Here is a 12,657-nt window from a genome sequence, read left to right as displayed (position 1 = left end):
TTAACAGTATTGTTCTCACGATGAGTGACAGTAAATGTATCAATCGAGGCTGTGAAAATAGTGAGTCTGTTAACGCTAAAGTAAGCTGTAATAGCCTTATTTCTGTTCTAAAAACTAAATTGATGTCAAATGTGCAGGGGGGCGCTCCGTCAACATTGGGCTGCGTTGATAGATTTCATTTAAGTGATTTTGAACAAGAGATGATTTACGCCTCTTTCACTAAAGTGGGGCTGGAAGAATTTTGCAATGCAAATTCTTTAACGCCAAAATCGCTCTATCGTTATCGAGATAAAATAACTCATCGCCTGAGTTTTGATAACTTTAATGAGACTATAATTTATCTTTCCAGAAATGGTTTTTTGGCAGAACGATGGGGGGCACATGACAACAAGAAAAGCCAAACAATGACAGAGGGTATATTTGATAGCAACGAAGCTAATAGATTAACTCTGGCTTTGAAAAATGATGAGATTGTGCCTTATTTTCAACCCATCCTCGGAAGTAAAGGAGAGCTGTGTGGCGTTGAGGTGCTGGCGCGGTGGCCTTCAGGCCACAACTATGCCATTTCTCAACGTGAGTTCATCCCGCTGGCGGAAATTAGTGGTCAAATAAACGATCTGACAAGTTATCTGATGAATAAGGTCGCGAGTCATTTAAATCACGATATTACCTGGCAGGGACAGTCTTTTTTTGTGGCGTTTAACGTGAGCCCCTCAAATTTGAGTAACCCTGTTTTCTATTGGGAATGCCTCAATTTTTTGGAATTAACGGAATCACTGCCAATAAAATTGATGATTGAGATTACTGAAAACCAGACACTGGTAGTCACGCCTGCAATAAAAGAGTTAATCCGTTCGTTACGTAACCGGGGTGTCCTCTTTGCTCTGGATGATTTTGGAACGGGATACGCCAATCTGTGTTGTCTGAATGAACTCGAGCTGGACGTGATTAAGATTGATAAGATCTTTATCAAAGGGATCCATGCAGAAGATCAGACGCTGCCGATGCTGGAATCGATCATTAATCTGGCTGGCATTCTGGGGTTACGTACTGTTGCAGAGGGCGTGGAGTATGCCTGTCAACGCGAATGGCTTATCGCCCATAAGGTTGATTTCCTGCAGGGGTATTATTTCATGCCACCTATGGCACTGGCTGAATTTCATCGCTATATGCAGCAGTATGGCTCCGCAGCAATAGGGTCTGCATGGAGGAGAAAAAGACTAAATTCAGACCCAATGCAAGTGGAGCGTTGTCGCTCACTATAGATACCGATACTGAGGCCCCACGAGATGATCGAGGGGCCTCAGTTTGTGTATTTAACTAAACATCACCTGCGCCCAGCGCGCCAGCCCCGCCGTGACGGAGCCAAAGTCATCGCCGCCGGCAATTGGAATGCCCGGCAGCTGTTCTGCCAGCGCTTTCTTGATCAGCGGCGAACGGGCGCTACCGCCGGTCAGGTAAATCACGTCCGGCTTCTCTTTGCCGTTCTCCAGCGCCAGTTGCACCTGTTCCAGAATGCGCTGCAGCGGCTGGGCGAGCGCGGTTTCCAGTCCTTCCTGAGAAATGGCGGTTGCCAGATCTTCACTGATAAACGGCAAGGAAACCGCGTGCTCCGGGCGATCGGAGAGGGCGATTTTGCTCTCTTCGGCAGTACGCACCACGCGATAACTCAGACGCTGACGCCAGACTTTGTAGAGCAGGGCGACCTTGTCGGCCTCCCGGGCATCGCGCACCATATCGTTCAGGAAGCGGCCATTCGCGCTGCTGTAAAAATCGCTCTGCGCGGGGACGTCGTTGATGGCGATAGCGTTCCACCAGGGCAGGATCGGCAGGGCGATCCCCTTTTCCGTTTGCCCACCCATGCCCAGCAGTGGCATCAGGCTCTTAAAGGCGAGCGCGATATCCAGATCGTTACCGCCCACGCGGCAGCCGCTGTGCCCCAGCAGGCTGTTTTCGCGGTCACGACGGTTATGCCACTGCGGCCCCATCAGCAGCAGTGAGCAGTCGGTGGTGCCCCCGCCGATGTCGACGACCAGTACGCGCTTCTCTTCTGTCAGCGTGGCTTCAAAATCCAGCCCCGCCGCCACCGGCTCATACTGGAATACCACGTCGCGAAAGCCCGCGCGGTGCGCGGCACGCTCAAGGATCCCCTGCGCCTGCTGGTTAGCCTCGTCGCCACCCAGCCCCTGGAAGTTGATCGGACGGCCAATGACCGCCTGATCGATCGCCTCCGGTACCTGGGTTTGCGCCTGATTGCGAATGTGCAGCATCATGGCGCAGACCAGATCTTCAAACATCGCCACCTGCTGCGGCTTCAGCCCGCTGGCGCCGAGAAACGATTTTGGCGATTTAACGAAGTAGACCTCTTCCGGGTCGTCAATGTAGTGTCCGAGCGACGAGAGGCCGAACTGGACGCTCGACGGTGTGACGTCGATATCTTCTTCGCGGTTAAAACTGACGGCCCGGCGCAGCAACGCTTGTGATTCCGCCGCCGTGGCCGGAACCTGATGGTGGCGGAACAGCCATTCGCTGACCGCTTCGCGGGTTGGTGCGCAGAGCATTGACGGCAGCAGCGTACTCTCGTTTTCCATTTTCAGGAGCAATGGTTGTCCGTTTTGCATAATCGCAACCGAACAGTTCGCCGTACCGTAGTCGAATCCAATAAACACGATTAATCCCCATGCCAGTGAGAAGGGGCGAGACTTTAGCGGAATGCCCGACCGGCGACAACAGGAATATGAAAGCAAGGCGAAACAAGGCCTTTCGGTTTATGCTGAGGTGAACAAAAAAGGAGTGACAATGTATACCCTGACCTGGCAACCCCCTTACGACTGGCAATGGATGTTTGGCTTTCTTGGCGCGCGTGCGGTGGAGGGGATCGAGACGGTTACCGAACGCTACTACGAGCGCAGTTCCACCTGCCAGCGACACCAGGGGATCTTTCGCGTCACCCCGGATCTGAACACCCATACGCTCAACGTCACGCTTAGCCCGGGGTTAATCCCGGTTGCGCAGACCTGTCTTGAACGCATCGCAGGTCTGTTCGATCTTGCCTGCGATCCGCAGCAAATTCAGCAGGCGCTGGGCGACCTGGGCGCTGCGCGGCCAGGGTTGCGCTTACCGGGGGCGATGGATGCCTACGAGCAAGGCGTGCGGGCGATCCTGGGGCAACTGGTCAGCGTGGCGATGGCGGCGAAGCTGGCCTCACGGGTGGTGGCCCTGTGCGGCGAACCGGTAAAAGATGCGCCGGGCTATTTGTGCTTTCCCACACCTGAGGTGCTGGCTGCGGTGGATCCGCTGGCGCTGAAGGCCCTCGGCATGCCGGTCAAACGGGCGGAGTCGTTGATTCATCTGGCCCGCTCCGTGGTCGACGGCACGTTTCCGCTGTTCCCGCCTGCGGATATTGAGGCCGGGATGAAAGCCTTACAGCAGCGTCCGGGGATAGGGCGCTGGACAGCAAATTACCTTGCCCTGCGCGGCTGGCAGGCGAAAGATGTGTTCCTGCCGGATGACTACCTGATTAAGCAACGCTTTGCCGGCATGACGCCTGCGCAAATTCGCCGCTACGCCCAGCGCTGGCAGCCGTGGCGCTCTTACGCCCTTTTGCACATCTGGTATACCGACGGCTGGACGCCATCAGTTGATGGCGAAATAGCTGGTGTTCAGCAGTAGATCCAGCGGCTGCGGCTCACCGATGGTGTCACCGAAAATAAAATCAACGCCGATGCCGGAGAGCGTATCCATCATGATGGGTTGGTTACACGGACCGGCGATGGTACGCATCCCCAGACGCTGGGCATGGCCCTGAATAATGGTAACCATCATCTCATCCATCAGGTTGCCGTGCACATTGGTCACCACTTCGGCGTCCAGCATCAGATAATCAGCCACGTTGGCACCAAGGTGGCTAAAGAGCTCCATGTTGCGTCCCGCCTGGCTGAGCACCACGCGGCAGCCAGCGTGGCGGAGCTTTTGTAGCCCCGTCTGGACGTTTGGATCTGGGTTTGCCACAACGTCGATCGCGATGACCAGATGCAGCAGACGGCCCGGTAAAGGCCCTTTATCCAGCAGGTCGAGCAATTCGTCGATCAGCGTGGTGCTGGCTAAACCCGCGGCGGACAGGGGAAGGGCGACCCCGAGGCCTTTTTTGGCAACCGGAGCGGCATACGCGCGGAAGAATTCGCTAAATATACGGCGGTCCAGCGCATGTAAAAGTTCAGGCTCCGCCAGGCCGGAACGGAAGGCGTGCTCTTCCAGCACTTCTCCCTGGCTGGTCCACAGGCGCAGCGAAATCAGCCAGAAGTTGCAGCTTTCCGGGATGCGCGGGGAGGCCACGCTGCGGGCGATCATCATCAGATGGTTGTCTTTGATCATATGCCACTGTTCATCAAGCGACATCATGCTGCGCGCGCTGTGGGCCCGCTCCTGCTGCGGCTCGTACACTGTCACCACGCCGCGACCGTTGTTTTTCGAGGCGTAGCAGGCAATGTCGGCCTGGGACATGACTTCCGAGGCCTGATGATTATTTTCATCAATCAGCGTGATCCCCGCGCTGGCGCCGATCCGGTGCAGGCGGCCCTCCCACATAAAGTGATAGTCGTTGATGGTATGGACCAGCCGACCCGCAATATAGCGGGCACTTTCAATATTGCAGTCCGGCAGCAGCAGCCCGAATTCATCCCCGCCCAGACGCGCCAGCACGTCGCTGGAGCGCAGCATGGTCAGCATCAAGGACGCAAGCTCCCGCAACAGGGCGTCACCCGCCGCGTGGCCTGCGGTATCGTTGACGGCTTTGAAGCGATCGAGATCGATAAACACCAGCGCATGTCGCTGGCGCGTCTCCTGAACGGTTTGCAGCAGCCGCTTGAGGTGATTTTCGAAACTGACCCGGTTTGCCAGATGGGTGAGGGCATCGTGAGAAGCGCTATAACTGAGCTGACGCAACATTTTGCGCGATTCGGTGACGTCCTGAATAACCAGCACCGAGCCGAAATTCTGCCCGTCCAGCGTGCTGAGCGGGGTGATGCTGTAATGGATATCAAAAACGCCGCCGGTACGGCAGTTCAGCACCACATCCTGCTCGATATCTGAACGGGACATATCGCCGCTGTGAATATTCTCCATCAGCGGCCCTTTTTCGCCGAAGGTGATATGCAGAACCTTCAGCACCGGCTGGCCGATGGCCTCGGTTTGCAGCCAGCCGCTCATTTTTTCGGCGACCGGGTTCATAAAGGTGACATTCATGTCGACATCGGTACACAGCACTGCTTCGCCGATGGAGTCGAGGGTAATGTGCAAACGCTCTTTTTCCTGGAACAGGGCCTCATTGAGCTGCTTCACTTCGGTCATGTCCATATTGATACCGAGCAAGCGTTCGACTTCCCCCTGTTTGTTCAGGACCCGGTTCGCCAGGGAGCGAATATGGCGTACCCCCTCTTTCACGCGAATACGGAATTCAAGCTTAAACGGCAGCCGTGAAATGAGTGATTCCCGAAGCACTTTTTCCGCATGGGCGCGATCTTCAGGCAGCATCGTATCGTGCCAGAGCTGCCACGTAGGTTTGATATGCGGCGGGATTTCATACAGCTCAAACATCCGCTTATCCCAGCTGATGATGTCCGGCTCAAGATCCCACTCCCAGATGCCAATGCCGCCCGCTTCATTGGCAAGGGTAATGCGCTCCATCAGCCGTTTATTGACCCATTCGGTCTGCTTCAGATCGTTAATATCTTCAATCTGGGCAATGAAATAGAGCGGTGAACCGTCGGCATGACGTACAACCGAGACCGCAAGCAGCGCCCAGACCACTTCGCCGCTGCGGGTGTAGTAGCGTTTCTCAAGGGTGTAGGTGTTGATATCCCCGTTGACCAGTTGTTCAAGCTGTTCGAGATCGGTGTGCAGATCTTCCGGCCAGGTTAGCTGCTGGAAGGTGAGCGACTGCAGCTCCGTCTGGCTGTAGCCGAGAAAGTTACACAGCGCTTTATTGGCCTGCAGCCACTGACCGTCAATGCTGACCAGCGCCATGCCAATGGCGGAATACTCCATCGCATTACGAAAACGCTCTTCACTTTCAGTGATGTGTTTTCGCTCTGCGCGAAAGGCATACATCACCATGGTCATGACGTTGGCTGGCAGAAGCAGCATCAGGAACGGCAGCCAGGGGGCATTCAGCATCGCGCCGGTGTGCTGCGTGGTCAGTGCCTCCGGGTTATGGGCAATCATCAGCGAAACCACCATCACGGTGACCAGAAACACCATAAAGGCTTCCATGCGCGGCAGGCGCACAGCGCTCCACATCAGCAGAACAATGACGCAGGTAAAAGGCCACGGCAGCCAGACGATGGCCGCCCAGCTAAGGACCAGCGTCACGGCCATGGTTACCAGCGTTTCCAGCAGCAGCTTCGGGTCTCGATGGCGCAGGAGATAGTGCGGCTTAAACAGTAACCCTAATGGCACCAGGGCCAGTGCGCCAACCGCTTCAGACAAGACCCACACGAGGAAATTACGCAGCGGCTCCGGGCTGGGTATCAGTAAATGCACCAGCACACCGCCCACCAGCGGGGGGATCAGCGCGCTGCCGATGGCCAGGCGGATCCAGTCATTCAGATTCTGCAGCGGGTTGTACCAGGGGAGCAGTTTGCGCAGTAATAACGCACCAACTACCGCTTCCACCACGTTAATGGCGGTATAGGTCGGATTAATCGACGACCAGGAGAAGAGCATCCACGAGGCCAGAATATTGCCAAACGAACAGGCCAGGGCAATACCGGGCCACATTTTTCCGGCGTGGCGATAAAACGCCACCATCATAATGGCGGTGGGAAACCAGAGCGGAGCCAGCAGCGCGCCGAAGCGGGTCAACTCCAGCGAAAAAAGGGTAAAGATAAAGGTGACCAGGCCCAGACAGACAAGTCGCATAAGAGGATGTGGGGTGGTAACCAAAACTCGCTGGTGTTGTTTATTCATTACCGCTTTATCCAGAGACGCCATGCCGTCGGGAGTGAAGGTCCGGACGAGTGAATGTGCTAATTTGGTTTATGCTAGTACAAACAATTTACAATTCATATGGCGACTGCTCATAATTTGACATCATAGATTTATTAAATAGTTAGTGTTTAAAAAAATCCTGTTAAACGCTGAAAAAACGCGCGTAAAAATTTCACTCAGGGAACATAACGTCACTTTTCAGCCTGTCTCGCATAACCTGCGCTTTCGACTGGTATCACGCCCGTGAAATCCCTATAATTGCCGCGTTTGACGCTCCGGCGTCGTCCTTCCTTAACATCCAGGTTAATCAGGTCGCTAAATTTATGACTGATAAGTCTCATCAGTGCGTCATTATAGGCATTGCCGGCGCATCGGCTTCAGGTAAAAGTCTTATTGCCAGTACGCTATACCGCGAACTGCGTGAACAAGTTGGTGATGAGCACATCGGCGTCATTCCCGAAGACAGCTATTACAAAGTCCAATCCCATCTGTCGATGGAAGAGCGCGTAAAAACGAACTATGACCATCCTAATGCCATGGATCACAGCTTGCTGTTCCAGCATTTAGAAGCGCTCAAGAGCGGCCAGGCGATTGAACTGCCTGTTTATAGTTACGTGGAACATACCCGCACGCAGGAAACGATTCGCATTGAGCCAAAGAAGGTGATTATCCTTGAAGGCATCCTGCTTCTGACCGACGCGCGTCTGCGCGAGTCAATGAACTTCTCCATCTTTGTTGATACCCCGCTGGACATCTGCCTGATGCGCCGCATCAAGCGTGACGTGAACGAACGTGGCCGTTCAATGGACTCCGTCATGGCGCAGTACCAGAAAACCGTTCGCCCAATGTTCCTGCAATTTATTGAACCATCCAAACAATACGCCGATATTATCGTGCCGCGCGGAGGCAAAAACCGCATTGCCATTGATATCTTAAAAGCGAAAATCAGCCAGTTTTTTGAATAAGCCGCGCGAATTGTGTACCGTTCAGAGATAACCTGCTTTGCCCTGAGGCGTTATCCTCAGGGCACGATGCACGAAAGGAGAGAGTGCCATGCGTCTTTGTGATCGCGATATAGAAGCCTGGCTGGATGAAGGCCGCCTGTCTATTACCCCACGTCCACCCGTGGAGCGTATCAATGGTGTCACCGTTGATGTGCGACTGGGGAATAAATTCCGCACCTTCAGCGGCCATACCGCACCGTTCATCGACCTTAGCGGGCCGAAGGATGAAGTCAGCGCCGCGCTTGATCGCGTGATGAGTGACGAAATCGTTATCGACGAAGGCGAGGCCTTTTATCTGCATCCGGGCGAGCTGGCGCTGGCGGTGACCTTTGAATCGGTGACGCTGCCCGCGGATCTGGTGGGCTGGCTTGATGGCCGTTCCTCTCTGGCGCGTCTGGGGTTGATGGTACACGTGACCGCGCACCGTATCGATCCAGGCTGGTCGGGCCGAATCGTGCTGGAGTTTTTCAACGCCGGTAAACTGCCGCTGGCGCTGCGCCCGGGCATGATGATTGGTGCGCTGAGCTTTGAACCGCTGACGGGTCCGGCCGATCGTCCTTACAACCGCCGTCAGGACGCAAAATACCGCGACCAGCAGGGTGCGGTTGCCAGCCGTATTGATAAAGACTGATCGTTAGTCCATTGAGGATGCCATGAGAAGAGTTCTGACAACGCTGATGATTTTGCTGGTGGTGCTGGTTGCTGGCCTTTCAGCGTTGGTTCTGCTGGTTAACCCGAATGATTTCCGCGCCTATATGGTGCGGCAGGTCGAAGCCCGCAGTGGTTATCAACTGAAGCTGGATGGGCCGCTGCGCTGGCACGTCTGGCCCCAGCTCAGCATTCTCTCTGGCCGCATGTCGTTAACCGCGCCGGGGGCTGCTCAGCCCCTGGTGTCTGCCGATAACATGCGCCTTGATGTGGCGTTAGTTCCGCTCTTTTCGCACCAGTTGCAGGTCAACCAGGTGATGTTAAAAGGCGCGGTGATTCAGCTTACCCAGCAAACTGAAGCCGTGCGTAACGCGGATGCGCCGGTTGCGCCGCGGGAAAATACCTTACCTGATGAACCGTCAGATACGGGCTGGTCATTCGATATTGGCAAACTGAAGGTGGCCGATAGCGTGCTGGTTTTCCAGCATGAAGACGATGAGCAGGTCACCGTACGGAATATCAACCTCAAAATGGAGCAGGATGAGCACCATCTTGCTTCGCTGGAGTTTAGCGGACGGGTCAACCGCGATCAGCGCGATCTCACTTTGTCTCTGAATGCCAGCGTCAATGCGTCGGATTATCCGCACCAGCTTACCGCCGACATTCAGCAGCTGAACTGGCAACTGACAGGAGCCGATCTCCCTGCCCAGGGGATTGCCGGTCAGGGAACGATGCAGGCCGTCTGGCGTGAAGAGTTAAAACAGCTTGAGATGAATAATCTCAACCTGCAGGCGAACGACAGCAGCCTGAAAGGGCAGGCGAGCGTCATTCTGGAGGCGAAGCCGAAATGGGTGCTCAATCTGCAGTTTGACAAGCTCAACCTGGAAAACCTGCTTCCTCCGCCTCCGGCGAGCGCTACGGACAACGATCCCGCGCAGCTCGGGCAAAACCAGGGGAAACAGACGCGTCCGGTTATCTCGTCTAATCTCGATCAGCCGGACTATAACGGTCTGCGGGGCTTCACGGCGGACATTCTGCTGAAGGCCAACAGCCTGCGCTGGCGCGGTATCGATTTCACCGACGTGAGCAGCCAGATGTTCAACCAGAACGGTTTGCTGGTGATCTCCGAACTGAGCGGCAAAATGGGCGCCGGGCACCTTTCCCTGCCGGGCACGCTGGATGTGCGTAAAGAGGCCTCGACTGCGGAATTTCAGCCGCGTCTCGACAACGTTGAGATTGGCACCATCCTGAAAGCCTTTGACTACCCCATCTCCATGACGGGTCAACTGACGCTGGCGGGGGATTTCTCGGGCACGAAGATCGATGCTGATGCTTTCCGCCGCGACTGGCAGGGGCAGGCTCACCTTGAACTGAAAGATGCCCGCATGGAAGGGCTCAACTTCCAGCAGCTGGTACAGCAGGCGGTGGAGCGTAGCAGCGATGTTAAAGCGCAGGAAAATTACGACAGCGCCACGCGTCTCGACAGCTTTAGCAGTGACCTGACGCTCGACAACGGGCAACTCTCTCTGAATAGCATGCAGGGGACCTCCTCACTGTTGTCATTAACCGGCGAGGGCAAGCTCGATCTGGTAAAAGAGACGGCAGATACCCACTTCAACGTTCAGGTGCTGTCCGGCTGGCAGGGTGAAGGTAAGCTGATCGACTTCCTGAAAGAGACGCCGGTACCGCTGAGCGTATATGGCCAATGGCAGTCTCTGAACTACAGCCTGCAGGTGGATCAGATCCTGCGCAAGCATCTGCAGGATGAAGCCAAACGTCGGTTGAACGACTGGGCGGATCGCAATAAAGACACCCAAAACGGGAAGGACGTGAAGAAGCTGCTCGATAAGCTGTGATGCCTGTTGTGCCGGGTGGCGGCTGCCAGTGCGGCCTGATGCCCTCACCCCATCCCTCTCCCACGGGAGAGGGAGCAACGTGTTTTTCCTACACCTCAAAATCCATCTCGTCTTCGTCGCGCAGCGGTATCAGCTGCACCTTCTGCACGCGATGGTTTTCAATCTGCAGCGTCTTGAGCATATAGTCGCCTACCTGAACTTCTTCACCCGGCTGAGGAATGCGCTGCAGATACTCCATCAGCAGACCTGCAATGGTGTGATACTCGCGCTTTTCATCCAGCGGCAGGGGAACATACTGGACCAGGTCTTCAAGCGGCATATGGCCGTTGGCCGTCCATGAACCGTCCGCGTTTTTCTGAATGTCGTGGCGCGCATCGATTTCATCCACTTCGTTTGGCAAATTACCGGCGATGGTTTCCATCACGTCGCTGAGCGTAACCAGCCCCTCAACCGAACCAAACTCATCCACCACAAAGGCAAAGTGCGTACGCGCGTTACGGAATTGCTCAAGGGCAGAAAGCAGTTGCAGCCCCTCCGGGAACACCAGCGGCTGACGCACCAGGGCGCGCAAATTGAGTGCCTCACCGTGCAACTGCTGTTGCAGCAGGTCAATGACGTGCACCACGCCCAGCAGCTCCTCTTCCTCGTCACCCCCCGTCACGACCACCCGGGTATGCTGGTTTCTGTCCAGCAGGGCGCGGATCTGCTCTTCCGGGGCGGTGAGGTCGATATGTTCGATGTCATGGCGCGACGTCATGATGCTGCTGACCGTTCGCTGGTTAAGATTGAGCACCCGCTCAATCATCAGCCGCTCCTGCGGGTTGAAGATCTGCCCGTCACTGTGATCGGCCAGCATCGCAGAGGATTCGGCATCCAGCTCCGCATCTTCTTTCTTCCCGCTGAGCAGGCGCATCACCGTGTCGGCGGTGCGTTGACGTAATGTCTGATTTGCCGAGAGGAAGCGGCGGCGGTTGAAAATCGCCAGCTGGTTAAGCGCCTCAATCATGACGGAGAAACCAATGGCGGCGTAGAGATAGCCTTTCGGAATGTGGAACCCAAAGCCGTCTGCCACCAGGCTAAAGCCAATCATTAACAGGAAACTCAGGCAGAGAATCACAATAGTCGGGTGGCTGTTCACAAACCGGGTCAGCGCTTTACTCGCCATCACCATCAGCGTAATGGCAATGATCACCGCAGCCATCATCACCGCCAGATGGTCGACCATCCCGACGGCGGTAATGACGGAGTCCAGGGAGAAGACCGCATCGAGCACCACAATTTGCGCCACCACCGACCAGAATTTAGCCCCACGCCGCTGGGTGGGGTTTTCGCTGTCTTTGCCTTCGAGCCGCTCGTTCAGTTCTACCGTGGCTTTAAACAGCAGGAACAACCCGCCGAAGAGCATGATCAAATCACGCGCGCTAAAGCTCAGGCCGTGAACGGAGAAAAGGGGCTTTGTCAGGGTCACCAGCCAGGAGATTGAGGCCAGCAGCAGCAGTCGCATCACCATCGCCAGCAGCAGGCCCGTTACGCGCGCACGGTCGCGCTGCGCCGGGGGGAGTTTTTCGGCGAGGATGGCGATAAAGACCAGGTTATCAATACCGAGCACTAATTCGATGACGACCAGCGTAACCAGCCCGGCCCAGATTGATGGATCGGCAATCCATTCCATAGTAATCGCAATACCTTCTGTTATATGAGCAATGTCACACTTCGATCATGGATAAAGCCAGGGGAAATTGCAATGCCGGGCTGAGATTTCTCTTAATACGATCCGGCAAAAAGGAAGAACAATGCGGAATCTGTAAATAAGCTAAATACGTAGATTTAATTACGGCGAACGCATTTTAGGATATATCGCAATAAATGGTTTTTATTTTAATTTTGTCAATATAAAGAAAATCCTAAAACGTCAAAACTTTGCTCTTAATATTAATCTTAAAAACCGTTATTAGGACAGTTGTCTCCTTGCCTGCTATTAGGTTAGCTGCAACAATTCTCCCAGCATCAAATGTTAAATCTCCTTGTTGCTATTATTGTTCCGGCCTTCAGTGATGGTTATTCATTATCTGCCGTGTATCGCAAGCGGCTGATATATTTCCAGAAGGCCTTATCAAAGAGGGTGTCTATCCATAACGCATTGTTTAGTCAGTGGATTGGTA

Annotated in this window: 8 protein-coding genes; 5 read left to right on the top strand and 3 right to left on the bottom strand. The window is 54.8% G+C overall.

The window, feature by feature from the left end; all coding sequences use genetic code 11:
* On the top strand, nt 1–1,265 hold a 1,265-nt coding region (locus tag M8370_RS18145; protein WP_250021543.1), incomplete at its 5' end, for an EAL domain-containing protein.
* A gap of 51 nt (nt 1,266–1,316) precedes the next feature.
* Here the strand turns inward: M8370_RS18145 and yegD are convergent.
* Nucleotides 1,317–2,669, bottom strand: a complete 1,353-nt coding sequence (gene yegD, locus M8370_RS18140; protein ID WP_013097890.1) for a molecular chaperone — start codon at nt 2,667–2,669, stop codon at nt 1,317–1,319.
* A gap of 130 nt (nt 2,670–2,799) precedes the next feature.
* Here yegD and alkA point away from each other — a divergent pair, with 130 nt between their 5' ends.
* On the top strand, nt 2,800–3,672 hold the full coding sequence (gene alkA / locus M8370_RS18135; protein ID WP_250021542.1) for a DNA-3-methyladenine glycosylase 2: 873 nt from the start codon (nt 2,800–2,802) through the stop codon (nt 3,670–3,672).
* Here alkA and M8370_RS18130 read toward each other — a convergent pair.
* Entirely contained in the window at nt 3,637–6,966 is a 3,330-nt protein-coding gene (locus M8370_RS18130) for a diguanylate cyclase (RefSeq protein WP_250021541.1), read from the bottom strand. The two genes, alkA and M8370_RS18130, sit on opposite strands and share 36 nt — an antisense overlap.
* A 344-nt stretch (nt 6,967–7,310) precedes the next feature.
* Here M8370_RS18130 and udk point away from each other — a divergent pair, with 344 nt between their 5' ends.
* From udk to asmA, 3 genes are all read left to right on the top strand, one after another.
* Complete coding sequence (gene udk / locus M8370_RS18125) at nt 7,311–7,952, top strand: uridine kinase (protein ID WP_250021540.1); 642 nt, start codon at nt 7,311–7,313, stop codon at nt 7,950–7,952.
* Between the two features lie 88 nt (nt 7,953–8,040).
* Nucleotides 8,041–8,622 (top strand): dCTP deaminase, encoded by a 582-nt coding sequence (dcd, locus tag M8370_RS18120; protein WP_013097886.1) that lies wholly within the window; start codon nt 8,041–8,043, stop codon nt 8,620–8,622.
* Nucleotides 8,623–8,644: 22 nt separating this feature from the next.
* Nucleotides 8,645–10,495, top strand: coding sequence for an outer membrane assembly protein AsmA (asmA, locus tag M8370_RS18115; protein ID WP_058660593.1), 1,851 nt, complete (start codon nt 8,645–8,647; stop codon nt 10,493–10,495).
* A gap of 88 nt (nt 10,496–10,583) precedes the next feature.
* Here the strand turns inward: asmA and M8370_RS18110 are convergent, their stop codons facing one another.
* Entirely contained in the window at nt 10,584–12,167 is a 1,584-nt protein-coding gene (locus M8370_RS18110) for a TerC family protein (RefSeq protein WP_250021539.1), read from the bottom strand.
* Nucleotides 12,168–12,657: the final 490 nt, after the last annotated feature.

Origin of the sequence: Enterobacter cloacae complex sp. OE43NF (assembly GCF_023544405.1) — a bacterium.
GTDB lineage: Bacteria > Pseudomonadota > Gammaproteobacteria > Enterobacterales > Enterobacteriaceae > Enterobacter > Enterobacter cloacae.
Note: the sequence above shows the minus strand (reverse complement) of the source record. Positions and strands in the feature narration are given on the sequence as shown.